The 26105-nt window shown below is 40.6% G+C and carries 22 protein-coding genes and 1 other annotated feature; of the genes, 2 read left to right on the top strand and 20 right to left on the bottom strand.

The window, feature by feature from the left end:
- Positions 1 to 18: 18 nt before the first annotated feature.
- The 8 genes from AWM74_RS06840 to trmL all read right to left on the bottom strand — a co-directional run bounded on the left by AWM74_RS06840 (position 19) and on the right by trmL (position 12173).
- Positions 19 to 429, bottom strand: a complete 411-nt coding sequence (locus tag AWM74_RS06840) for a hypothetical protein (RefSeq protein WP_034257996.1) — start codon at positions 427 to 429, stop codon at positions 19 to 21.
- 486 nt (positions 430 to 915) lie between these two features.
- On the bottom strand, positions 916 to 1959 hold the full coding sequence (locus AWM74_RS06835) for a 3'-5' exoribonuclease YhaM family protein (RefSeq protein WP_026465467.1): 1044 nt from the start codon (positions 1957 to 1959) through the stop codon (positions 916 to 918).
- A gap of 24 nt (positions 1960 to 1983) precedes the next feature.
- Positions 1984 to 4731 (bottom strand): ATP-binding protein, encoded by a 2748-nt coding sequence (locus AWM74_RS06830; RefSeq protein ID WP_026465468.1) that lies wholly within the window; start codon positions 4729 to 4731, stop codon positions 1984 to 1986.
- A gap of 2 nt (positions 4732 to 4733) precedes the next feature.
- Entirely contained in the window at positions 4734 to 6011 is a 1278-nt protein-coding gene (locus tag AWM74_RS06825; protein ID WP_034257981.1) for a metallophosphoesterase family protein, read from the bottom strand.
- A 247-nt stretch (positions 6012 to 6258) separates the two neighbouring features.
- On the bottom strand, positions 6259 to 6642 hold the full coding sequence (locus AWM74_RS06820) for a YlbF family regulator (protein WP_026465470.1): 384 nt from the start codon (positions 6640 to 6642) through the stop codon (positions 6259 to 6261).
- Between the two features lie 169 nt (positions 6643 to 6811).
- On the bottom strand, positions 6812 to 8905 hold the full coding sequence (locus AWM74_RS06815) for a transglycosylase domain-containing protein (protein ID WP_026465471.1): 2094 nt from the start codon (positions 8903 to 8905) through the stop codon (positions 6812 to 6814).
- A 279-nt stretch (positions 8906 to 9184) separates the two neighbouring features.
- Positions 9185 to 10939 (bottom strand): DUF4153 domain-containing protein, encoded by a 1755-nt coding sequence (locus AWM74_RS06810; RefSeq protein ID WP_034257983.1) that lies wholly within the window; start codon positions 10937 to 10939, stop codon positions 9185 to 9187.
- Between the two features lie 718 nt (positions 10940 to 11657).
- Positions 11658 to 12173, bottom strand: coding sequence for a tRNA (uridine(34)/cytosine(34)/5-carboxymethylaminomethyluridine(34)-2'-O)-methyltransferase TrmL (gene trmL / locus AWM74_RS06805; RefSeq protein ID WP_016897767.1), 516 nt, complete (start codon positions 12171 to 12173; stop codon positions 11658 to 11660).
- Between the two features lie 233 nt (positions 12174 to 12406).
- On the opposite strand from trmL, the gene AWM74_RS06795 reads away from it, so the two are divergent.
- Together AWM74_RS06795 and ald are read left to right on the top strand one after the other, a co-directional pair.
- Positions 12407 to 13519: a YkvI family membrane protein gene (locus AWM74_RS06795; RefSeq protein WP_026465474.1), complete on the top strand. Its 1113-nt coding sequence runs from the start codon at positions 12407 to 12409 to the stop codon at positions 13517 to 13519.
- A gap of 77 nt (positions 13520 to 13596) precedes the next feature.
- On the top strand, positions 13597 to 14709 hold the full coding sequence (ald, locus tag AWM74_RS06790; RefSeq protein ID WP_026465475.1) for an alanine dehydrogenase: 1113 nt from the start codon (positions 13597 to 13599) through the stop codon (positions 14707 to 14709).
- A 363-nt stretch (positions 14710 to 15072) separates the two neighbouring features.
- Here the strand turns inward: ald and AWM74_RS06785 are convergent, their stop codons facing one another.
- The 12 genes from AWM74_RS06785 to AWM74_RS06730 all read right to left on the bottom strand — a co-directional run bounded on the left by AWM74_RS06785 (position 15073) and on the right by AWM74_RS06730 (position 26008).
- A complete protein-coding gene (locus tag AWM74_RS06785; RefSeq protein WP_026465476.1) occupies positions 15073 to 15816 on the bottom strand; it encodes an amino acid ABC transporter ATP-binding protein in 744 nt (247 codons plus the stop codon).
- A complete protein-coding gene (locus tag AWM74_RS06780) occupies positions 15813 to 16526 on the bottom strand; it encodes an ABC transporter permease subunit (RefSeq protein ID WP_026465477.1) in 714 nt (237 codons plus the stop codon). Before AWM74_RS06780 ends, AWM74_RS06785 begins: the two co-directional genes overlap by 4 nt.
- Positions 16527 to 16544: 18 nt before the next feature.
- Positions 16545 to 17375 carry a transporter substrate-binding domain-containing protein gene (locus AWM74_RS06775; RefSeq protein WP_026465478.1) on the bottom strand — a complete coding sequence of 277 codons (831 nt, stop codon included), beginning with the start codon at positions 17373 to 17375 and terminating at the stop codon, positions 16545 to 16547.
- A gap of 27 nt (positions 17376 to 17402) precedes the next feature.
- Positions 17403 to 18242 (bottom strand): transporter substrate-binding domain-containing protein, encoded by an 840-nt coding sequence (locus AWM74_RS06770; RefSeq protein WP_051218151.1) that lies wholly within the window; start codon positions 18240 to 18242, stop codon positions 17403 to 17405.
- 25 nt (positions 18243 to 18267) lie between these two features.
- Positions 18268 to 19101, bottom strand: coding sequence for a transporter substrate-binding domain-containing protein (locus AWM74_RS06765; RefSeq protein ID WP_026465480.1), 834 nt, complete (start codon positions 19099 to 19101; stop codon positions 18268 to 18270).
- Entirely contained in the window at positions 19101 to 19880 is a 780-nt protein-coding gene (locus AWM74_RS06760; protein WP_026465481.1) for an amino acid ABC transporter permease, read from the bottom strand. Before AWM74_RS06760 ends, AWM74_RS06765 begins: the two co-directional genes overlap by 1 nt.
- 83 nt (positions 19881 to 19963) lie before the next feature.
- Entirely contained in the window at positions 19964 to 20524 is a 561-nt protein-coding gene (locus AWM74_RS06755; RefSeq protein ID WP_026465482.1) for a GNAT family N-acetyltransferase, read from the bottom strand.
- Positions 20506 to 21072: an NAD(P)H-dependent oxidoreductase gene (locus AWM74_RS06750; protein ID WP_026465483.1), complete on the bottom strand. Its 567-nt coding sequence runs from the start codon at positions 21070 to 21072 to the stop codon at positions 20506 to 20508. The genes AWM74_RS06755 and AWM74_RS06750 overlap by 19 nt, the downstream gene beginning before the upstream one ends.
- 101 nt (positions 21073 to 21173) lie before the next feature.
- Positions 21174 to 21411: a binding site (T-box leader), on the bottom strand.
- A 650-nt stretch (positions 21412 to 22061) separates the two neighbouring features.
- Positions 22062 to 22913 carry a MetQ/NlpA family ABC transporter substrate-binding protein gene (locus AWM74_RS06745; RefSeq protein WP_026465484.1) on the bottom strand — a complete coding sequence of 284 codons (852 nt, stop codon included), beginning with the start codon at positions 22911 to 22913 and terminating at the stop codon, positions 22062 to 22064.
- A 111-nt stretch (positions 22914 to 23024) separates the two neighbouring features.
- The gene (locus AWM74_RS06740) at positions 23025 to 23708 is read right to left on the bottom strand and encodes a methionine ABC transporter permease (RefSeq protein WP_026465485.1); all 684 of its coding nucleotides are present in this window, start codon (positions 23706 to 23708) and stop codon (positions 23025 to 23027) included.
- Positions 23701 to 24447 (bottom strand): methionine ABC transporter ATP-binding protein, encoded by a 747-nt coding sequence (locus AWM74_RS06735; protein WP_026465486.1) that lies wholly within the window; start codon positions 24445 to 24447, stop codon positions 23701 to 23703. Before AWM74_RS06735 ends, AWM74_RS06740 begins: the two co-directional genes overlap by 8 nt.
- Before the next feature lie 175 nt (positions 24448 to 24622).
- Entirely contained in the window at positions 24623 to 26008 is a 1386-nt protein-coding gene (locus AWM74_RS06730; RefSeq protein ID WP_026465487.1) for a L,D-transpeptidase family protein, read from the bottom strand.
- Positions 26009 to 26105: the final 97 nt, after the last annotated feature.

Here is a 26105-nt window from a genome sequence, read left to right as displayed (position 1 = left end):
TTTGATGAGGATCCCCCCTTAAACTATATAGCTTTTCTTATATTTTGGATATACAACTTGCAACCCTAAATTTGCTATTAGTTTACCATAGTAATCCGGTTTGAATGTATGCCAAAGAATGATATTGTTGGTTCGAATTTGATTGACTATATACAGTAAATTCATCTGGCTAGCGTGACCACTGACCCTAAATGACACGTAGGAGATGTCTATACTTTCTAAATAAGCAATCCTTTGGCTATAAGCTGGCATATATTCTCCAATTGGTTCTCCTCTTGTATGCAGATAAATCGCTGGTTTTAAGGCTGCCAAGATTGACATATTTTCAAAAGCATTTTGTAAAAGATACAATTCTGGGTCTTTTTTCAGTGTTTTTAGGTTGATATAGTCCAGTTTATTTTCCAGACTAGAACCCACATCATTTGACATATCCTCGAACAATATCAGAAAATCCGCATCCGGGTAAAAGGCATGGTAGACCTTAGCATAAGCTGGTTCAAATTGATTGATAGCCCGTTCTCACTGATCGACTTTTTCAGGATGGTAGCCCGTCAAACGAAAGTCGCCCGTATGGACAAATTTGGCTTCAGGCGTTTGGATAAAAATGCTCGCAATACCTTTAATCTCGTGGTCTGACTATTGGAAAAAACTTGGATATCCCCAATCGTCACTATTTACCCGTAGTCGCTCCATGTAACTTGGCTACTGGCGCCACTTCATCGCCTAACTCAATCAAGGCATCATAAAGTACATTTTCTTCGCAGTAGTACAGAATATCACGCCCATGTTAATTTCTGTAGAATTGGGATATTGTTTGCGTAAATTCGAAATTTACAGGAAATTTATGCAAAAAAAGAAACCAAGTCTTTACCTGATTGCTTGCAGGTAAAGACTTGGTTCTCTTATTATAATGCTTTATTCAAAAAATGGTAGGTCATCATTTGACCCTTGGAAATCTAGGGTAATTTCCTCGTTTTCTGTCTCTTGATTTTGATTTTTTTCGCTAGCAACTTGCCCTTTAGGTTTATAGAAAGCCCGGTTGTCCATACCGAAAATGCGGGCTGAAAATTCGCCAGGTTCTGTATGGTCCAATGCAGTTGTCATCATTTGAATAGAAGCATCTAAGTTGTCTAAATGATGTAGGATTTCAGCTTCTAATAAATGCGGTGACACTGGGCTACCCCATTCTTGTTTACCGTGGTGGGCTAATACCATATGTTTCAACAAGACAACGTCTTCGCTGTACTGGTCGAACCCTAATTTATCAACGGCAAGAGTTATCATCTCTTCGACAATTGAGATATGTCCAATAAGATTCCCCTCAACAGTATATTCAGTAGACATCGGATCAGTGAATTCAACTGTTTTGCCGATATCATGAATAATCACACCAGCATACAATAAGTCTTTGTTGATGTTATCGTATTGGCTGACAACGGCTTGGGCTAAGCGAAGCATTGAAATGGTATGAAAGCCTAAACCACCTACATAGGCGTGGTGGTTCTTCTTCGCTGCTGGGTAGGTAAAGAAATCCCATGACACTTCACGTAATAAGTAACGAACGATGGCGTCAATGGTGGTATTTTCAAAACCTTCCACTGCAGCCAATACTTCGTTCACCATTTCCGTTCTGGTCATTGGCCCACGTTCAACATAGTCAGAGGGATCATTGGGTTCCCCGTCAGTGGCTAGGCGAAGACCATTAATACGAACTTGTGGTTTCCCGTTATAAAGTTCTCGTTTACCCGCTAAGGCAACTACTTGGCCAGAAGTATATTGTTCAATATCTTCGTCAGTTGCTCCCCAAAACTTGCCCTCGATTGAGCCAGACCGGTCTTGGAATGTGAATGAGATGTACTTTTTACCGTTACGGTCTTCCCGTACTTCGGCAACTTTAATCAATACAAAGATATCGAAATTTTGGTCTAAAGCCACATCAAAAAGTTGTAAGTTGTCCATGTGTATCCTTTCTATCGCACACGTCTAGAGTACGTGTTGCGCTGGCGCTTCTACAAGGTCTAACAAGGTGTCATCAACCGTGAAGAAAATAATTTGGTGCGATGCCGCGAATTTTTGTAAGAAGCGGTAAATGTTTGACCGGTATTTACGGTCTAAATGTGAGAAGGCTTCATCAATAATGATCGGTAATTCAATGTTACCAAGCTGTGCATCCATAAAGGCGAACCGCATAGCTACGAATAATAAGGCTTTCTCACCGCGAGACAATTGGTTTACAGACACTTCAGAATCATCCGCTAGACGAACCGTCATCCCCTCTTCACTAAAGGCTAAATTGGTCAAACGGCTATCCGATAAATCAACCAAGAACCGCGATGCGTTTGTTAAAACACGTTCTTTGACATCTGACGATTCCCCAACAGTGGCCTTTTCAAAGGTCGCAATGGCCAACTTGTTGGCTGCCCATTCAACAGACATTTGATAAGCTTCATCCACTTGTGCTTGATAAGCTTGCAATAAATCTGGTGCCATACCCTCGCTAGCAATCTCCTGGATTTGGCTACGTTTGTCAGCAGTTGACCGAGTTAGGTCCGCAATTTCTGTTTCCATGTCCGCAATCTTTTGACGTAAGTCAGTTAATTGTTGGTCGACTGGACGGTCTTGTTGTAAGTAGATGGCCAAGTTTAAGTCTAAGTGGTTAGCTAAGATATCATGACGATTTTGTTTTTGTTTCATTTGTTTTTGCTGGTCAATGGCTGCTAGTAACTCGTCACCAGACCGGTAATTATATTGATCAAGGATTCGCTCTTGGTCAGCCTTAATAGCAGATAATTCTGCTTGTAATTGTTGACGACGGTTGGCGCGACTTTGTTCTTCATATGAAGCATAGTCTTGGTCCGCTTGTTGACGTCTTAAAGCTAAATAGTCATCTTCAAATTGTTGGAAGTAGGCATCTTCGCTGATTTCCCCAACTTCTAGTGAATTAGCATATTCAGCCCATTGTTGTTCGTGGGCTTTACCAAAGTTAGAGACACCAAGGGTCATTTCTAACTGTTGGATTTTGTGGTCTAGGTTAAATATTTCATCTACATAAGTATCTTCTAACCATACTTGAGAAGAAATATTTGAAGAACCACCTTTTTCTGCTAATAATTTATCTAATTCAGTCACAATATCGGTTGATTCATCAGATAAATGGACTAATTGTTCTTCTTGAATTTCTTTGTTGCGGTGGACTTCGTTTAATTCAGATTGAATGTCTTCTAAATCTAAATCATAGGCTTCAAGTTTATCTTCATATTGTTTTAACTTGGCATTTTGTACCATCATACCAATAATCAAAATAATAATACCTGCGATAGTCGCTGTCACACCAGCACCAAATAGGAAGGTCATTGACGTCACAAAGTAAGCAACGAGTAAGACAATCCCCATTCCTGCAAGGACACTACCAAATAAGCGGATCCAACGGTCATCTTGTCGGCCATTAGCCTCAAGTTCATCCCGTTCATAAGATAACTGAGTGTATTCATTTTCCAAAGAGCTAGCCTTTTCAGATAAGTTTGTCATATCACTTTGGCTATGGTTATAGAAAATGCGTTTGTTTTCTAATTCTTTGTATCGTTGTTGCCAATAAGATCTTTCATCTGCGGATAATTCATCCGGTAACTCGGCCATTTCTTCAGCACCAAGTAAGGACATTAACCGTTGCTTCTCATAACGACGTTCAATCAATTCTTGACTGAATTCTTCGTTCTGACGCATACGGTCTCTAAAGGCACGGGCTTCAACCACCATTTGTTCACTGACATTTGGATGGTTCAAAATCCAGTCCATACCAGAAGAATTGCCTGCAGCAGTTTGATCATCTGCTGCTAGCCCATCATTTTCGTCCGTTAATTCGGCCAATTGTTGGGTAATGTGTTGGCTTTGATTTTCATGTTGTAACCATTTATTGGCCAATTCAGGTTCAAAGTCCACAAATTCAAATGATTCCAGTTCATCATGCAATTGTAGATATTCGTTCATTGATGTAGACTGTTGGTTGGCTAATTCCAGTTGAATTTCACCACTTGTTGCGTCCTTTAAGCTGGTTTGCAGACGGCTTAAACGACTAGCTTCTTGCTCATAGGATTGGCGTAAATCAAAGTAAGCTGCTTCCTTATCTTGCGCCTTTGTTAGTCTGCCTTCAGCTGTTTCAATCTCTTGGATCTTTTGGTTTAAGACTGGGTTCTTACCGTTTGGCTTGTAGATTTCTTCAGCCTGTTTAGCCATATGAGGAGTGATATCGGTTAAGACTTGGCGTCCCGACATCCCAATTGACATCAAACTTTTAGCAAAGTCTTCTTCATCATCCCACACAAAGTCCATTAAATCTTCTTCTGAAAAACCGAAGTAGGCAAGGTAATCTGTCTTACTTAAATCATTCCACAAGAAAGAAACATCGTTTGTGACTTGTTTCTCCCCTTCGTTAATTGTGTAAGTCAGTTGTTGTTTGCCATTTGTTTTGGTTCGTTCAATCATGACATCCCCGTATTTAGTATTTGTAAGGTATAAACGGCCACCGTATTTGATATTATCATTGGTATCATAATTTCTAGCATTTTTACGGCGTGTGTTTGGGAAACCAAACATGACACTTAATAGAAATGACATTAGGGTGGTTTTTCCTGACCCATTCAAACCAGAAAAAATATTTAAATTGGGTGTTAGCTGGAAGGATTGGTCAACCCATTTTCCATACCCAAAAATCTCAAAGCGTTGAATATGCATGGCTAAAATCTCCTTTGTTCCTGGCTATAACTTGCTTGCTCTAAAATGATTTTCTCTTTCGCCTTGGCCAAAATATCTGCCTTGAATTGGTCTGGGTCGATTGCAGAACCAATTAGTCGCTGCCATTGTCCGTTCTTCTCAAGGTCTTCAATGACTTTTTGGTATTGGTCAGTGTCTTCGACAATATTTTTGAAGGCTTGTTTCATGCTCTCGTTGAAGACTGGTGAAGGTGACCATACAGCCTGATCTTTCACCTCAATATCAAGTGAAACCAAGTAGACTTTCTGTTCACGACTGGCATTTTGATTGCGAAGAGACCATTGTAATTGTTCCAATAACTCTTCCGCATAGGTATTCCACCAGTAAAGCGCCTCTTCATTTCCGTCTGTCAGGAAGGTCATGCGAGAAATTACATTGACTGCCTCATCTTTTGCGAACATGATATGTTCATGCAAGGCCGTTTCAATGTTGTTACGTAAGGTATCTAGACTGTTAACTGGACCTAGATCACGAGTTGAATGTTGAAATTGCCATTCAGCTGTTTCAATAAATTCTAATTCAGCTGGGACGCCCTTAGCTAAGTTAACGATTAAGGCGCCTTTAGCCCCGTCTTCCTTGAAGCTAGCCCCTTGAATGTTTCCTGGGTACACCATAGCAGGATTTTCATAGATCACTTGTCCTTTATGAATGTGACCAAGCGCCCAGTAGTCATAGCCGTGGCTAGCTAATTGACTTGGGTTAAAAGGTGCATACCGCTTTTGCCCATCAGTAGATGAATTGTCTCCGTGTAGCAACCCGATGTGGTAGTCGACTAAGGTGTCACGATTCGGATAGGCCTCTGAACGGTCTTCTGAAATCCATTGCTGGTCATAAGAGAAACCTGTGATAGCCACACTTTCCCCAGCTGGTGTTGATAGGTATTTCGTTTCAGGTTCAGCCCCGAAAATATAGACATTCTTAGGTAATTTCAAGCGGTGATCAGCGTCAGCATCGAAGTCGTGGTTACCGTAAATCATGTATACTGGAATATCCGCGTCAGCTAACCGTTGCATCCCGTTGGAAAAGGCAAATTGCGCACGCAAAGTAGCACGCGCCCCATGGTAGATATCACCGGCAATTAAGAAAAAGTCTACTTGTTCATTAATCGCTGTTTGAATTAAGTTGTCGAATGAATTTAAAGTTGCTTCTGATAAAGCATATTGCAAGTAATCGTCTTTGATTGGTAAATTTTTGAAGGTCTGGTCCAAATGCAAATCTGCTGTGTGTATAAATCTCACCATATTGATTACTCCGTTCATAAATTTATTGGCATTTTGCTTAGAAATTGTTAAATTGCCTTATTCTTATTTTAACATACAGACCAGAAACTTGTGAAAGATGACGCCGTCTTAAAGGATTTTAAAGAATCTAAAACTTGGCAAAATAACCATAAAAAAAGAGCGAGATGATCATCTCGCCCTCTTTTAAGCTTGAAGCCTCTGTTAAACTAGCTTCGCTTTTAATTTAATTTTTGCCAATCAACTAGAACTACGCTTCTGTTTGTCCTTCTGCTTGTTCTGCTAATGATTGGTATACTTCGTTGATTGGACCAGAAACACCTTTGTTAATGTCTTCAACTAAAGTGTTTAAAGCACGCTCTTTATCCATCAAGCTAGAAATTACTTCGTTGTTCGCTAATTTCTCTTGTAATTCGTTAGCATTTTTTTCATCTTCTTCAGTAATTTCTTGCCCTAATTGAGCCTTGAATTGGAAGCTTGATTGTAACGCACGGAATTCAGTGTAGATATCGAATGCTTCTTGGTCATTTTTTAATGCTTCAACAGCTGCTACTAAATCTTTATAAGCTGCTTCTTCACGAATGTCGCGTTCTAATTGGTTAATTGTATCGTAAATATTTGACAAAATGTTCACTCCTCAAAAATGTTCTTAGGTATGTGACAACTGGGTCACGTCCTTAGTTGCTATTTAACAATAGTTATCAAATCGAGCGTCAGGCGACTTAATGTCGCGCCGCTTCTTTTCAACTACATTTTCCAATATAACATGCTTTCAGAATCATTGAAAGCCAAAGGGGGGTGGCCTATTGTCCGCCAAATAATCCTTGGAAGAATTCTTGTACAGAATCAAAGACTGATCCCCCTGTTGATTCACTGTCAGAAGTTGATTCCTCAGACGATGACTCTTCAGATGCTGCAGCTTCTTCAGATTGAATTTGGTTGTACTCATCATAAGCTGATTGCACCGTAAGTTCAGTTCCTGGGCTGGCATTCAAGATACCCTCTAGGATGTCTGAGAAGGCCAATTTAGATGACCCTTCTGACTGATACCATAAGTAAGTATCTTCATCGGTATCATCAAATCCAAACCATGTGGCAATGACCACATCTGGTGTATAGGCAATATCCCATTCATCTTTGTTTCCTGAAGAGAAGTTTGCAGATTCAGCTGAACCTGTCTTACCAGCAATCTCGTATCCTTCAGGTTCCATAGTCGAACCAGTACCACCTTCATCGTAAACAGACATTAGAATAGCAGTCATCTCGTCTGCTACTTCTTCTGATACTGCTTGGTTTTGAACCGGTTCTTGTTCTTCAACAACCACATTCCCTTGTTGGTCTTCAATTCGGGTAATATATTGACCTTCAGAACGCACCCCACCGTTAGCGAAAGCAGAATAGGCAGAGGCCATTTGCAGTGGCGATACCCCGCCATCCGTGAATGAACCTAAAGCTAAACTCAAGTTCTTATCGGCATCACTATATGGAATCCCAAAGTCATCTAATTTGGATACGGCCGCATTCACACCAAGTTCATTCATCAACCAAACAGCTGACGTATTTTTCGACTTAGCCACGGCATCCCATAGTAGAATTTCCCCCACAGATTCAAAGTTCCAGTTTTGTGGCGTATAGTTTTCTGTTCCGTATGACAGTTCTTCATCAGGGATGACAGATTGAGCAGTGTAGCCCTTTTCCAAGGCTAGGGCATAAACCAATAATGGTTTGATGGTTGAGGCTGGGCTTCTTGAAATTTGTGTCGCCCGGTTAAAGCCCCTAAATGAATAGTCACCGGTACCACCGACTGAGGCCATTACCCCACCAGTTGCTGGGTCCATCACAACGGACGCTGATTGGGCCAATTCACCAGATGGCGACGTTGGGAATAGCGATGTATTCTCATATGAAGCCTCTAGTCCCGTTTGGTAAGCTTGATTTAAGTTGGTATAAATCTTGTAATTACCGTTCATAATATCTTCTTCAGATAAGCCGTATTTATCGATTGCCTCATTGATTACCGCATCGAAGTAATAAGGATAAGCATAGGTATCGCTAGAGGTGTCATTGTTCATTTGCACCAATTCTGTATTGATCGCGGCATCGACTTCCTCTTGTGTGATGAATTCATTATCGGCCATTAATTGTAAAATGGTATTACGGCGTTCCACCGTCGCATCATAATCATCCACTGGGTTATACAGGGTTGGTCCTTTCAAGGCACCGGCAATGACCGCTGCATTATCAACAGTCACCTCGGATGCTGACACCCCAAAGTATTTCAAGCTGGCATCCTCTACTCCATAAGCACCGTTACCGAAGTAGGCATTATTTAAATACATTTCTAAAATTTCATCTTTTGTATAATTCTTCTCGATTTCAAATGCCAAGAATAACTCTTTTAACTTACGCATCAAGGACTGGTCATTGTCCAAAAAGGCATTCTTCACTAATTGCTGGGTAATGGTTGACCCACCTCCGACAATTTGTCCACTTGTTAAATAACCAAAAGCCGCACGGGCAATCCCAATAGGATCAAATCCCTGGTGGTCATAAAATCGTTTATCCTCTGTTGAAATGACCGCATCTTGAATATTGGTCGATATATCTGCCAATTCAACATAGGTACCGGCATCATTGGATATTTCACCAGCATACTCGCCGTCTTGGTCATAAAACTCCGTTGTCACTTGCAGTTTTGCCGGCAAGTCACTCACATCAGTCGTTTTAGCCCCTATTAGTAAATAGGATTCCAAGACAAATCCAAAAGCCAAGATGATCAAAATCAACCATCGGGTAATCCGATATCGTTGCCACAAGCTGCGGAACTTTTGCCACAAAGTGGGATTTGAATCATCCGAATACATATCTCGATCATTCGATTCAAAATTATTTCGCATTGTTTTCTTCCTATCTTATTTGTCTACAGTATTTTCCATTTTTCATTACTATTTTACCAGAAATCCCATACAATCACTCAGACTCTGGTTGGATATTGCAAAAAATGTCTGCCCTAAAAAGCGATCAGCCGGACATTTTAACCTATTCTCGCACGCTGCAAAACAAAGCACAATAGGATAAAGCGATTATTAACATAAATTTAGTAAGATAGCAAAAAAAGTAACCAGCATTTTCTTTTACAAAAATTGCCAGCTACTTGCCCTCATTCAAATTAACATTTATTTTTCAGACAGTATCAAGATAAAATAGCCTGACCCCGTCCGGTCACTGTCCACACCACTTGACGAATAGATAGAGAAGTCTTGGACCACCAAGGTAGCCGTATAAGAATCAGATTCTTGGCTAAATGTCGCTTGGTCAATCGTTAAAGAAATATTCTCCGCTTCCGTTAAATCCTCAAGACCAGATAGGTCAAAGGTTAAGGCTTCACCGCTATCCTTATCGGTCACTTGTAACCTAGTCACGTCCACCATTTCATGGTTAAAATTTTTACCTAAAGCAGTGAAAGTCACCGGGCTATCGTTAGCATTCAATAAGACCAATTCACCGCCACCACTACTTGCAAAGGCAGTTGAAGACCCTTCGTCAAAGTTTAAGTGGGCTGAGAAATAATAACTATCTGAATAGTCATAGTCATCGTCCGTATGAACCCCGTCAAAGGCCCGCAAGTCCTGGTAGACATCAAAATCTTCTGGTATTGACGACACCCGCCCTAATTCATTGTACTTATCTAAATATCTCAGCGATTGCTTCATTTTCTGGGCCGTCGTTTCATCCAACTGGTCTACATTTTCCGGGGTTAATTGCAATTGGCCGTCCGTTATCAAATCAGGATAGTCAGTAATAATATCATTGACTATTTCCCCTTGGCTAGCTGCTGACACAGAAATCGCATCAACAGGTGGCATCATAGCCACAAATAAACCGGCCGCAAGCACCAGCGGCAACCACTCATTTTTCATCAGGTATAAAATCGCCCCAACAGCTGAAATCGAGCAGAAGAGAATCAACATATACCGACTCATGGTCACCCCATATACATTAGAATAGATGACTGACCGGTAAATTTGAAATACCGAGGCAATCAGAACTGCCACCGCATAAATCTGAGTAAACCGGACCACAAAAGCCCGTTCAATCGCTGCTACTAAGAAGAGAACCATCCAGCCCACCACCAAGTAGGACACCATCACAATTTCAATCGTAATATCCGTCCAATTACCCAATGTCGAGAAGAAATAGATGAAAATAATCACCGTATACACCGTTACAATTGGGATAAATATTTTGGTTAAAAGGACATCTAAGAATTTGCTGACATCAGATGACATCTTACCTTCTTCTTCGACAAAAGGTCGGGAGAATACTGACTGCTGAGACAAGATGTACCAAGGGAAGAAAATGTATATAAGTACCGAAAAGATATCCCAATACAATTCACCCTCAACATTAGAGATTAGGATGGACCAACCAGCCAAGACCAAGCTAATGCCGATCATTAAGATACCGGTATAAACCGCCGACACGAAGAAAGACTTAAACCAAATCCGGAAACTCTGGGCAAAATCCAGCCCTTCATTCTTAATCGATGGTAGCCAAATAATCAATAAAGTTAGCAAGAACATGGCAATATTGGTTCGGGTAAACAGGTGGCTAGAGTAGAAATCCCCCGTCCGACTGGCAAAGAGGTAATAAACGACTGCCCCAAAGCCGGCCACACCTTGAAGGCCAAGCGCCTGAACCCGACTGCCATCTTTCAAAAAACGCTCATAAGCCACCTGGACCACAGTCGCCAGCAACATGCCGACCGTACTAGCATAAATCCCCACCTCAGCCATCATCGTCGGCTGGTCGTAAGGCATACGTTCCACGTACATGGATAGTGTAGCCGCAATAAAACCGAACACGACTACCATTGGAAATCGTAGTAAACTACCCTTCCATTCATCTAGAGATTGAAACCTCCGCATCATCAGCACCTCCCAAATTGGTAAATAGATTTTGAAATCACTTTATTATCCATCTATTATATCATTAAGATTATAGGAAGTAGGCATCATATGGTAGAAAATTGGTTTATAGCAGGATTTTAGTGGCTCTATTATCAGTATTATCGGGAAAATAATGCCTATTGAAGCTAGTAAATCTACCTAAGGGAGATACTAGGAGTGGTTCATAATTTCAACGGTGACTCTACATGGAAAGCAAGGCACACGTAATTAGTAAAACTTGCAGTAAAATCAATATTGAAATTTATGCATTTACTTGCCTGTATTTACCCTTGTTTAAATGATGATTCTTTTCCACGTTTGTTTTGGAAATTAAGTATAGTAAGCCTTATAAGTAGTACATATCTTTGAAAAGTATCAAAATACTACTGATACTTGGGGTGGAAAATTTAGTAGTGCCATTTAGCCCGAGGTGAGGGATTTCCTATCACGCCCTAGCGGTGCCACTGCAAGTTGAGCTCTACAGGGCAAGCAGGTCTCCACTTCAGGAATATTTGTAGCAAGTAAACTTGCCACGGCATATTCCTTCCAGTGTTACCAGCCTGAACGCCCTGAATCACATCCTGATTTTAAGGTAATGATAAAGAAGACATGAAACCAAAGACCGCCAATTTTCTTGATAACTTATGATACAAAAAAAAGCGTTATCAGGATTTGTTTGTCCTAACCACGCTTAGTTGGATTAATCTAATTTGTCATTTTCATAATGGTGGGTCAACTCTAACTTATTAAAAGATTGTTGACGTTGTACTTCATAAATCACCAAGGCCGCACAATTCGATAAGTTCAATGAACGAACATGGGTATCATCCATTGGAATACGAATGCATTTGTCTTCATGCGCACGCATAAACTCTTCAGGCAATCCTGTTGTTTCTTTTCCAAACATCAAGAAGATATCTTGGTCTTGATCATTATTACCGTAGTCAATATCTGAATACACATGGTTAGCAAATTTTGTTACTAAATATAATTGCTTGTCGCCTAGATATGCCATGAAGGCGTCTAGATTCGCATGGTAAGTAATATCTACAGCATTCCAATAGTCCAACCCAGCACGTTTTAAATGCTTGTCATCTGTTTTAAACCCTAAAGGCTCAATCAAATGTAGGTGGGTATCAGTCGCTGCACAAGTACGGGCAATATTTCCTGTATTTGCTGGAATTTCTGGTTCAAATAATACAATATGGTTAGTCATTATGTCGCTTCTTTCTATATAAATACTGTTTTCATCACGTATATGAAACCAAATGGCTTCTTTCGCCCATTAATTATATCATATTTGAAAGTTATTCGGTCCCTTCTAATGATTGCCTTCATTGCCTTTTTATCTACACCGGTCCTAAATTTTGTTATGATATTTATTAGTAAAAAAGAAAAATCATCGCCGTTAGATGTAATTACATCTAAATCGGTTTGAAAGGATTGACTATGAAAGACAATAAAAAACACACTAGTACGACCAATTGGGGGCTAGTCTTTGTGATGGCTGGCGCGATGACTGCGACCTTAATCGGTTCAGGATTTGCGACCGGTCAGGAAATTATGCAATACTTTGTAGCCCACGAATGGACAGGTATTTTAGGGGTCATCGCCACCTTCCTAACAGTAGGCTTTTCATGCGATGCCTTCTTTAAAGCAGGTTTAGCCAGCAAAGAAAACCTAGATAGTCCAAATGACGTTTTCAAGGTATTTGCCGGTGATAAGATCGGTGGCTTGTATAAATACATCGCCTTAATCACCCTATTTTTAACCTATGCCGTAATGGTTGCTGGCGCAGGTGCCACCATCCAACAACAATTTGGTGTCCCCGTATATATAGGATCTGGTTTCATGTATATCGCTTCCGCCCTAACCGTGATGTTGGGTATGGACAAAATCACCAGGATTTTAGGAAATATTGGCCCGACGATTGCCGGTTTTGCCATTGTATTAGGTTTACTCAGTTTATTCACCAATAACGGTGACCTTGATCAAGCTTCTGTTATGGTCCAAAATGCCGTAGCTTCAGGCACTATTCAAGCTGCCTCTGGAAATTGGTTGGTGTCCGCTTTAAACTATGTGGGCTTGATCATTATGTTAAACGCTGGTTTTATTGCCCAAATTGGTATTCAAGCCAATAACCAGACAGAAACGAAGGCAGCAGCTCTTTTCTCATCTGGGATCTATGCCCTGGGAATTTTCATCCTATACATGGCTTTTATGGGGGCATTCTCACTGATTGCGGGTGTACAAGTACCGACTTTAACCATCGCTAACCAACTTCATCCTTGGCTTGGCTATGCCTTCATCGTGATCATCCTATTGGCGATTTACTCGACGGTTGTGTCCATGTTGTGGAATGTGGCAGCATCCGTAACGTCTGATGGCACAATAAGTAATAAGTTAGCGACGGCCGTTTTAGGTTTCATCGCGACGGCAATCGGCTTATTTCTACCTTTTGACCAACTTGTTAATATCGTTTATGTGGTGGCTGGTTATTTTGGGATTGTTTTCTTGTTTATGATGATTTGGCGTGCTTTAACTAGACTATTAGCCAAATAATAGGTGAATTTGGGAATTGTTCTTTTCGTGGTATAATGATTTTGATACAAACATTAAATAGAAAGAAGGATGTTTACATGCAGATTGGTATACCAAGAGAGATTAAGGCGCAAGAGGACCGCGTTGGTTTAACGCCTGGTAATGTACGAACTTTGGTCAATAATGGTCACGATGTATTGGTTGAAGCGGGTGCTGGTGACGGCGCGGGCTTTACAGACGACGAATATGCTGCAGCTGGTGCGCGCATTGAAGATCAACCAGCTACAATTTGGGCCAGCGAGATGGTTATCAAAGTCAAAGAACCGTTAGCGTCTGAATACGACTACTTCCACGAAGGCTTGATTCTGTTTGCCTACTTCCATTTAGCGCCAGAACTTGAACTAACTGACGCGCTGTTAGACCATAAAGTGACGGCTATCGCATACGAAACCATGGTGGAAAACGGCAGCCTGCCCCTACTAACACCTATGTCTGAAGTTGCTGGACGAATGGCTATCCAAATTGGTGCCCATTATCTGGAAAAACAAAACGGCGGTTCTGGAATCTTACTTTCAGGTGTACCAGGAGTTGCATCCGGTCATGTCGTTGTCATTGGTGGTGGTACCGTTGGTTACAACGCAGCCAAAATAGCTGTTGGCATGGGCGCTCGCGTAACGATTTTAGACGTCAATACTGGTCGCCTCGCTCAACTAGAAGACATCTTAAACGGCAAAGTTACTACCTTAATGTCCAACGAAGAAAATATCCGTCAAGTCCTCAAAGACGCGGATGTTGTCGTTGGGTCTGTATTAGTCACTGGTCGTCGCGCGCCGGTACTCGTATCCGAAGAAATGGTTCAGACCATGAAAGCTGGATCAGTATTGGTGGATATCGCCGTTGACCAAGGTGGTAACTTTGAAACCTCTCACCCAACAACCCACCAAGACCCAGTCTATGTAAAACATGGGGTAACCCACTACACAGTAGCTAATATCCCGGGTGCAGTACCACGTACCTCAACATTGGCCTTAACAAACGCCACAATGAAATTTGCCAACCAAATCATTAACCAAGGTGTAGAGGCAGCTGCCAAAAACAGCGAAACTATTCTAACAGGCATCAACACCTACCAAGGTCACCTGACCCACGAAGGTGTAGCCGAATCACAAAACCGTGACTACACACCAATCCAAGACCTACTAAACAAATAAATTAAAGCTGTTATCAGCAACAAAAAACCGCCACCTCTGAAAAGGATAGCGGTTTTTTGTTATCGATAAATTTGATTAAGCTTGCAAATTCTATTCACACACATCTTATGAGATAGATATGTATCGTAAAACGTTTTTGACCATTATTAAACAGTTAGGCAAGATATCAGATCATACCTGTGACATAGCGTTGAAAGCAATCTTACGTTTCAGATGTTCATTTTTAAGATTGCCCCTGCCTATTCAAGACGGACCATAGTCGTTGAACACAAAGAACTAACACAATCAATTGCAAATAATTCTATATAAAAGGAAGATATCTTTAGCATGCACATTAGACATTACAAACTGTTTATCAAAAGTCTAACGTGCAAATACAGCAGTTCTTTTCAGGAAGTTTTGCGTTCTTTCTTCTTGAGTATTATCAAATACTTCTTCAGGTGTCCCTTGTTCAACAATGACGCCATTTTCCATAAAGATGACTCTATCTGCAACTTCATAAGCAAATTGCATTTCATGGGTCACAATGACTAAAGTAGACCCGCTTTGGGCTACATCTTTAATGACTTCCAGGGTTTCCCCTACTAATTCTGGGTCTAAGGCCGATGTTGGTTCATCAAATAGAATAACTTCTGGGTTCAGGGCTAAAGCACGCGCTATCCCCACCCGTTGTTGTTGCCCACCTGAAAGTTCATGTGGATAGTGGTCCTCTTTCCCTTCCAAGCCAACCTTAGCTAAGAGGTCACGCCCTTTTTCTGTCGCTTCTTTCTTAGGCACTTTACGAGCAATCACTAAACCTTCAATGACATTTTCTAAAGCCGTCCGGTTTGAAAATAGTGCATATTGTTGGAAAACCATAGCCGTTTTCTTACGAATATCTAGAATTTCTTTCTTAGAAACTTTTTCAAAGTCTACTTGTTGGTCACCAATTTTCAGATGTCCTTTATCCGCACGCTCTAAAAAGTTTAGGCAGCGAAGGAAGGTGGTCTTCCCTGAACCAGATGGGCCAATAATTACGACCACCTCACCTTGGTTAATGGTTAAATCGATCCCTTTAAGGATTTCATTTTGATCAAATTTTTTGTGGATGTTTTCAACTTGTATCATAGGGCACTTCCTTTCACAAATTTTCTGGTGTAGTTGCGTTCAAATAATTGCGATGCTTGTTCCACTGTAATCGACAGCCCCCAATAAATGACGGCTGCTGCGATATAAGATTCTAGGAAGGTATAGCTTGTTGTCGCTGTAATTAAAGCCCCGTTCAAGACATCGACCACTGAGACCAAGGATACCAATGAAGATGCCTTGATTAAGACGATTAATTGACTACAAATCATGGGTAATGCGATGGGGATCATTTGTGGGAAAATGACCCGGGCAATGGTTTGAAATTGGGTCAAACCAATGGATGCCGCTGCATCCCATTGGTCTTTTGGAATGGCAGATAAGGCACCACGAAAAATCTCCGAAAGGGAAATGGTTGCCGTGAAACTAAGGACAAAAATGCCAATGTATTCACGGTTGATATCTGAAAAACGTATCGGCAAGCTTAAGCTAGTGGCTACTTGATCGAACAAGTCTGAGAAAAGTAGGTAAGCAACCATTAAACTTAGAACAACTGGTACCCCTTTTCCAATGGTAATTAGACCCGCGAGAAATTTGCTTAAGACAGGCACTTGGAAGAAACGTGCCAGTGCGATGAGTAGGCCAAAGATCATCCCGATGAATAAGGGAATGAAGGCCAAGCGTAAGGTGACTGGGATAAATGGAACGGCCGCTTTAAAGGCTTCTACTATTGCTGTAAAATCGATGGGCATTGTGGCGCCCTCCTTTCTTTATTCGGTGTAGTCAGCGCCAAGGATTTCGATTGAAAGATCTGATAAGGTCCCTTCTTCTCGTAATTCTTTGATAGCCCCGTCTACGGCTGTTTGTAATTCTTCATCACCTTGTTGGAAGACGTAGTAGATACCAGCAGTTTTTAGGGCTTCATCTGAGGCTTGTAGGTTGATATCGAATTGCTCGTTGTATTTATCAACGTCAAATTTTGTCAAAATGGCTGCGTCTGCTGTTCCATTTTGTAGACCAGAGACCAATAATTCACCATTCACTTCACTGTAGACAATTTCTATAGCATCGTCATTTTCAGCGTTATAGGTCTCTAAAATATTGGCTACCTCGCTAGCTGGGGATGCAAATACCTTTTTGCCTTTAAGGTCATCTAAAGATTGGTAAACTTGACCGGTAGATTCATCGGCTGCGATATGGTGGGCGTAATTGTTGTAGGCTTCTTCCCCGTATAGGTATTTGGCCCCGCGCTCGTCGTTATAAGCGTAGTTGTGGGCTGCAAGTTGGACCTTGTCGGCTGAAAGTGAGGTTAGGATATTTTTGAAGTCCATAGATTCATATTCAAAGTCGTATTGGTCTAACTTTTCGTCCACTGCCCGCAAGACTTCAATATCATAACCTTGTAAGTCTTCATTTTCATCTAGGTAAACAAAGGGTTGGTAAGCATTTCCTGTTCCCACAATAATGGTTTCTGCATCTGGATTAGCTGTGGCTTCTTCATCAGTTGCTTCAGCTGATCCGCAAGCTGCTAGTAAAAAGGCTGAGGCAATACCCGTAAATATAAACTGTTTTTTGAATCTTGCTTGTATCATTTTCTTCATAATATTCTAAATCCCACTTTCTCACTTTTATTGTGTATAATCATCGCCTAAATATTCGATGGATAATTCTGCTAAAGTTCCTTCATCAATCAACTCTTGGACAGCGCCATCAACGGCTTGCTGTAATTCTTCCTCGCCTTTTCTATATAAGAAATTGGCTTTTGAACCACTAACTGGTTCTTCTGAGATGGCCAAGTTGGCATCGAATTGTTCGTTGTATTTGTTACCGTCATATTCTTTTAGGATTCCTGCATCAGCCGTACCGTTTTGTAGGCTGGAGATAAAGATTTCACTACCACCTTCGTTATAGACGATGTTGATTTGTTCATCTTCCCCGTGTTCGCTATTGTATTCTTCAACAACATGGGCTTCATTAGCTCCTGGTGAGGCGATCACATTTTTCCCTTGTAGGTCGTCTAAGCTGTTGTATTCGCCCTCACCTTCAATCGAAATAATATGTAAGGTGATATTGTTATAGCCAACTTCACCAAAGAGATATTTTTCCGCTCGTTCATCATTGTATTGGTATTGGTGGGCCGCTAAATCAACTTTCCCAGCTTGTAGGGAAGTCAAGATATTCTTGAAGTCTGACGACTCGTATTCAAAGTTATATTGGTCTAATTTTTCATCGACGGCCTTCAAAACGGCCACGTCATAACCTTCTAATTCGCCATTTTCATCTAAGTAAACAAATGGTTGGTAGGCATTCCCAGTCCCAACAACAATCGTTTCTGCATCCGGATTGGCCGCCGATTCTTGGTCGTCTTCTGAAGCATCCGCATTCCCGCAAGCCCCAAGTAATAAGGCTGAGGCAATACCCGTTAACACAAACCGTTTTTTAATTTTATTGCCAAAAATTTTCTGCATACTGTGCTGTCCACCTTTTCCTCTTCTATTTGGTGTAATCGTCACCTAAGTATTCAACCGATAATTCTGCCAAAGTCCCGTCATCAATCAACTCTTGTAAGGCACCGTCAACAGCCTCTTTCAACTCTTCGTCAACCTTGTCATACAAGAAATAGGTTTTTGATACCGAAATCGGTTCAGAGGCAATTTCTAAGTTGGCGTCGAATTGTTCATTGTATTTGTTGGTATCGTATTTAGTTAAAATCCCTGCATCAGCGGTCCCGTTTTGTAAGCCTGAAACAAAGATTTCATTGGCACCTTCGTTATAAATAATGGAGATTTGTTCGTCTGCATTTTCATGTTCACTGTTATATTGTTCCAATAAGTAAGCCACGTTAGATCCTGGTGAAGCGAATACTTTCTTCCCTTGTAGGTCATCTAAAGTTGCATATTGCTTGTCACCTGCAATATTGACAATATATAGGGTATAGTCGGTATAGCCCACCTCCCCGTACAGGTATTTCTCCGCTCGTTCATCATTGTATTCATATTGGTGGGCCGCTAAATCAATCTTCCCAGCTGACAATGAGGTCAAGATATTCTTGAAATCAGAAGATTCATATTCAAAATTGTAGTCGTCTAATTTTTCGTCAATTGCTTCAAGGACAGCCACATCATATCCTGTTAATTCGCCATTTTCATCTAAGTAAACAAATGGTTGGTAGGCATTCCCTGTCCCAACGACAACTGTCTCTGCATCTGGATTAGAGGATGCTGCTGCGTCTTCATCCGTTGCTTCAGCTGACCCGCAAGCTGCAAGGACTGCTGTTGCTGCAAAAGTTAATAATCCCCATCGTAAAAAAGTTGGTTTCTTCTTCATTAGTAGGTCTCCCCTTTTCCACTTTTAAGTGTATATGTATTAAATAGTTCATCATTTTTAATTAAAATCTCTGGATCAAGTCCAGCTTGTGCCACTTCTGTTTTCGCTTTTGATTGGAATTGGAATCGTTTGGTTAACCAAGCAAATACCCGCTCCAAGACGATAGATAAGACGATGAAGATGATGGCTGCCACGAAATACCCTTCAAGCGACCGATACGTTAAGGCTGCTAGGGCCCGAACCTTCCCGATCACATCGATAACCCCTAGTGAGAAGGCCAGTGATGTATCTTGCAATAGGCTTACAATCATGGTTCCTGTAGCAGGAATAGCGATCCGTACTGCTTGTGGCAAAATGATTCGGCGGTAGGTTTGCAGTTTGGTCAAGCCAACAGAGGCTGCCGCTTCCTTCTGGTCGGTTGCGACACTTGAAATCGCTGACCGAAAGATTTCTGAGAAAAAGGCCGCCGTACTCAAACCGTATGTAATGTAAACATAGTCAATCTTTTCAATATTGGCTAAAGCCGTAAAGACAATCGGTAGCCCGTAATAAATTAAGAACAATTGCACTAGAATTGGCGTACCTCTGATGAAAGACACGAACACCTGACTAATTTGTGACAAGACTGGCACTTTTTCAATTCTCACAAAAGCAATGGCCAAGCCGAGTACCATTCCGACTGCAGTGGCAACTGCCACAATGGCTAGTGTCGTAGGGAGTGCGGATAATATTTTCGGGAAAAATGATACAACATATTCCCATTTAAAAAATTCTGACATGAGTTTTCTCCTCCTATTTGTTGGAACTGTTAAGTCGGCTATTCAGCCATCACTATCATTTCATTCACTAAAATTTAAAATCATTAAATGGTCAAATCTTGGTACTCATAATAAGGTGCTTCAACCCGAAGGACGCTTTCATCAAACCGTTCGGGAATCAAGACCTTATACAAGGAAACCCCGATATCATTCGAATCTTCTCTTGTGCCTAAGACTTGGTAGCCATTTCTCAAATACATATCCAGTAACCATGGATGTCTCTTACCAGAAGTTCCTAAGACATAGGCTGGTGCTTTTAAGGTTTTCACCAAGAATTCCTCTTCCACTTGTTTCAGGAATTTCTTCCCAATCCCTTGTCCCTTAAATTCGTTCGCAGTCGCAAACCACCACAAGAAAGGATAATGTGAAATGGGGCTGTTATTTTCCCAGGGTTGTCGAATCGTGATGGTTGAAATTAACTGGTCATCCCGCTCTAAGACTAAAGCAATCCCCGTTTCAATATTTTCAGTGACCGATTCTAACGTAGCGTTTGTTGACGGCCAATCAATACCTAAATCCTTCACCTCTTGGAATGACTCTTGAATAAGGGCTAAATATGCTGGTGCGTCCTCTTTAGTAGCAATTCTTATACGATCTTTTCCCATCTTGCTTCCTCCTTAATAACCTCATGGCCGATACGGCTGGTAAATCTATAAAGTTGTTCATCTATTCGATTGGTTACACTGTCTTCGATAATAAAATCTCTACCATCTTTCACTACTTGGTCTTGCGTTGCAAAGGTTGACTGTAACAATTCTTCTGTACCCAGTTCCTTCAAGACAGGCTCCAAAGCATATTGTAAGGCCAACAAGTGGTGTTTCGACCCACCTAATCCCAAGCCATAAACCACCTTGTCCTGCAGCGCCTTTGGCGGCAATACATCAAGATATGCCTTTAAAATCCCTGAGTAGCTTCCTTGAAAGATTGGCGTAAATACCAAAACCCCATCTGAATTCAATACCTGTTGGTTGACCGCTTGAATCGTCTTATCCGTATAGTCCGCCGTCATCAAAGCTTCAGCTGGTAACATATGGACCTGAATCACCTGCGTTTGAATCTTATATTCGAATAACACCTGCTGGGCATAGGCCACCAAACCATTCAGTCGTGAAGATAATGAATTTGCGCCTACAATTAAAGTTACTTTTGTCATATTCTTACCTCTTTCTTTGGTGATTGCTTTCACTGATTTCATACGTCTAGACATTTTTTGAAAAATAAAAACCCCTCCCTAATAAACAACCTTGTCTATTAGGAAGGGGCGATTGGTTAACAATCGCGGTGCCACCCTTATTCAAATTGCCCTCGCGAGCAATCTCTTATCCAGTAAATACCTTACATACTGAAAGAAATAACGGTCCCACCCGTCTAACCAGCTTTCACTGACTAGATGCTCAGAGCTCATTTTCATTACCGGTAAACATCTGATTTCACCAAATTCAGACTCGCTGTGGATTACCTGCATAATTACTCTACTCATCAAAGCAATTGGTTATAAAAAAGATTTGCAACTTTTGCTTGCAGTAAATTTAACAAATCTCATGCATCTACATCAATATTACTGCCTAGGAAAAACAATCAATGAATTCACTTTCGTCTGATCGCCTTTTTTTGAAAAAAGGACAAAACCCTTTATCCCTCTTAGGTTTTCATCTAATTATCATCTTCTTTTAATCGTTAACCGCTATCATCACTGATATAGAAGTGGCAAAAATAGCGATCAAAAAAAGGTACATAAAACACAATTATTGTATTTTATGTGCCTTTTAAGCAAATCATATTCATTAAAAAACACCCTAATATCAGTATTTGTCAGACTTTTGACAAAAAACTTGATAAACTTTTCCGGTTATCATTTGACCTGAATAAGCGATCAATAGTAAGCACCTATCAAAAATGACCTAAAAAAAGACATGACCAATTGATGATCACGCCTATGTTACAAAATATTTGTTTCTCATAATTGAAGAATGCCTTGAACAATAATAAGTAACGTGCCATTAATAGCTTTTACTTATTAAGTTAGCCTATTAATCTCTACTAGAAAGAGTTTCAGACGGAGCTTACCTAGCATGCCCACTGCTTTTTAAGGCAATGATAGATAAAGTATAAGCCGAAATCTTACTTAATTACTGGTTCAAATTATTGTTCTGAAGGATTTTCGAAGGCTGGTTCTAAGTGACCACTTGCAGCTAGTTCTTCTAAATAGTCATAGACTTCTTGTGAGGTAAAGGCTGCTTTCAATGCTTGTATTTTTTCTAAATCTGCATTGCCTTCACGAGTTACGATTTGTAAGGCGAAACGGTTAGAATCGTCTTCTTCAAGGAATAACGCCTCTTCTGGTGTTAAACCAATTTCTGAAATATAAGTTGGGTAGTTAAAGACTAAGTCCACACCATCTTGATACGAAGCATTTAAATTCAACAAGTCGACATGGGTAAAGTTTAGGTTTTTGTCATTTTCCGTAATATCATCAACTGTTACAAAAGTTTCATCCGGTACGTCAATCAAACCTTGAGCGTCTAAAATATGTAAAGCACGCGCTTCATTGGTCATATCACTTGGAATAGCCACTTCTGCGCCATCTTCAATATCCTCAATACTTTCATATGCTGGTGCATAGAAACCAACGACAGCATTGTAAATCGGTTGAATAGCTACTAAGTCACCGTTACGTTCTTCATTAAAAACTTCCATAAATGGTTCATGTTGGGCAAAAGATGCATCCGCTTCATCATTTAAAACCGCTTCGTTGTATTGAATATTATCGGACACTTCTACCAATTCAATTGTGTAGGGTTCTTCCACCACTTCAGCAGCTAATTCCACGATATCAGTCATTGGTGTCGTATGAGACGCCACTTTGATTACTGTATCTTCACTTGAAGCTGCTGATTCAGTCGCCGTTGACTCAGCGCTTTCACTCCCGTTCCCACATGCCGCAAGCAACAAACCTGCTGAAAATACCCCTGTAAACAATAAACCTTTCTTCATAAACCTTACCTCCAAATTTTTTTGTAAAAAAGATTACCATATTTTAAGCTGGCGCTAACTTAAGGAAAATAAAACTATTTTCCAATGAATGGTGCCTCAACAACCACTAACTTAACGGTGGTCGACTTTCTTAGCTAGTTTAAGTCCTAACCACTGACAAACTTGTACGATCACAATAATCAAAACGATAGCCGTGTACATCATGTCGGTTTCATAACGCTGGTAGCCATAGCGAATGGCGAAGTCACCTATACCCCCTCCGCCGACAACCCCCATAATCGTTGAGTAGGAAATGAAAGACACAAAAGCCGTTGTATAGCCAATAATCAAGGATGACTTGGCTTCCACGAATAAGAATTTGGTTACCAATTGCCAAGTATTAGCCCCTAAAGCATCCGCTGTTTCCAAGACGCCCCGGTCTACATCCATTAAAGACTGCTCAACAAATCGGGCATAGAGCGCGATGGCAATCACCATCATCGGAAATGATGCAGCTACTGGGTCCCCTGTCGCACGACCATAAGTCGCTCGAATTAATGGTTGCATAGATACCACCAAAAGTAAGAAGGGAAATGACCGGATAATATTAACGATGAAGGACAAAATCTGATAGACAACTTTATTTGCTCGTGGATTACCCTCATTAGTTAAAAATAAAAAGGTACCTAAAGGCAAACCTAAAATAATCGCCGCTATCATAGCGAATCCCATCATAATACCTGTCTCGCCAAGACTTTCAATGATATCAGGCATAAAATCAAGCAACCGTTCCCAATAAACTTGTAAGTTATTCATGACCTGCTAGCACCTCCAAGACCTGTTGAGCGTAAGATTGGCTATTGTCAGAAACAGCTTGTATATCTGATTGAACTGCTAGCACTTGACTGACTTGTCCATTTTCTAATATAGCTGCTCTTTGACACAATGCCTTAATCACTTCTAACTCATGTGTCACCACAATCATGGTCATAGGATAAGCATCATAAGCTGCCTTTAAAACCTTAACAATTTCACCCGTAGTTCGCGTATCTAAAGCCGATGTAGGCTCGTCAGCTAATAAGAATTTAGGACGTGTTATTAAAGCTCGAGCAATACCAACTCGTTGCTTCTGCCCACCTGACAATTGACTTGGATAATGGTTACCCTTATCTGCCAAACCCACAAACCCTAGCACTTCATCTACCGTTAAGGGATTATCATATTTATGTAGACTCAAGGGTAAAGCCACATTCTCAGCCACTGTTTTGTTATTGAGAAGATTGAATTGTTGAAAGACCATGCTGATATCTTTTCGAAAGGTCCGTAGTTCTTTAGCAGATAATTCATTCACCGAGACATCGTCTACAACTACCTGCCCCGAAGTGGGTCTTTCTAAAGCATTAATGAATCGTAGCAAAGTTGACTTACCCGCACCACTCTCGCCAACCAAACCAAATATTTCTTGATCTTGAATGGTTAGTGTCACTTGGTCGAGCGCTTGTATGCGGTTACCACTATTCATAAATTCTTTCGCTACTTGCTTAAATTCAATCATGTATCTTTCACCTTCTTCTACATCTTGTGTTTCATATTACCAGCATTTTTTATTGCTGTCTAGCACATTTTACTGTTATACTTTTGTGGGCATTCTGTTATATAACTATTTATACAGATAGAAAAAAGGTCGAGAAAATAATTTCTCGACCTTAGTAGTTTATAGGCTATTCTTTTTAAAATACGATAACTGGTAAGCCAATATAAGCTAATTCGTAAACTTCTGCCATTGTTGTTGGCGGTGTATTAATACAACCTAGAGAACCATTTTGTTGGTAAGCATCTCCACCAAAGTTTGATTGCCAGTCGGCGTCATGGATTCCTTGTCCCGTAAAGTCAAAGGCCATCCAATAATCTACTGGTTGTGCATAATCTTTTTGCGTTCTTGGATTGTACCCTTTTAAAACAGATGGATTTTCCATGTTCCAGATTTCATAAGCGCCTGGCACCGTGTCAGTACCTGTATTCCCACTTACGATATCAGTAGCAATTTTTTGTTCACCATCAATATAAACAAACATCTTTTGTTTACTTAAATCTACTTCAATATAAGATGTACCGAAGAAATCATCTTGATTATAGCCGCCACCCCAAATATTTGGTTCAACGACTGTATCTTCACCAGAAAGAACAGCTTCAGAAACCAATTGTGTAGTCATTTCACGCTCAATATACCAACCATAAATACCAGATGTCACCGTAACTTCACCTGATTCAGTAGATTGGAATTGATGGTCTTGATTTAAACCAGCATTTTCAACGTTCCATTCATACAAGTATTGATCAATTGCCTCTTCATCTACTTGAACTTCTCCTTGATCATTCGTACTTACCCATGCAGCCAGCGTTTCACTTGGAATATTCACCACTTCATCTTCAATTTGTAATCCAATTGTCGCTGATAAAATATTTTCCAATTTAGCTTTCGTCGTTTGAATAGCTTCATCATCGCTTGTCACTGATGGCTTCACATAGGCATCAGATAAGGCCAATTCACTTGCGCCCGATTTAACTTTTGATAAGATAGCATCCGCTAACGAATCTGCTGAAACCTCCGTTCCTTGAGTTTCAGGAACTACTTCCACAGCCTTAGTATCATCATTAATCACGACTTGCGCATTAGTTGACGGTTTTCTCTCTTCTTGCTCAATATTTAATTGATTAAAATATGCCTTAAAGGTATCACGATCAACTGTCCATTCATTATTCTCATTAGCATCTACTGATTTTAAAGCATTGCTAACAAATTCTACTGGCCATGTGAAAGTCGTTTGTTGTTTTAGCAGCGTATCAAACGAGTCATTTTCTGCTGGTTGAAAGCCGGCTTCTTGTAAATTCATCGTAGCCACTTCTTGACCTTGGTCTGTAATTTTCATGGTACGTTCATTATTGGCCTTGGCTACTGCAGCTTCCGCGTCAGACTTTGTCATCCCACTGACATTTACATTAGAAACAGTCGTCGCCGGTAAGAAATGTGATTGATAATAATACACACCTACACCGTAGCCCACTATTAATAATGCTAAGACTACCCCCAATACCCACATCGAAACTTTCTTCATTCAATTATCTCCCTTCCCAATTGACTCTTTTAAAGCTTTCACCTATTGTACCTTATTTCTTGTAACATTTCTGTAACATTAATAAATTTATCATATT

Source organism: Aerococcus urinaeequi (genome assembly GCF_001543205.1).
Classification (GTDB): domain Bacteria; phylum Bacillota; class Bacilli; order Lactobacillales; family Aerococcaceae; genus Aerococcus; species Aerococcus urinaeequi.
Note: the sequence above shows the minus strand (reverse complement) of the source record. Positions and strands in the feature narration are given on the sequence as shown.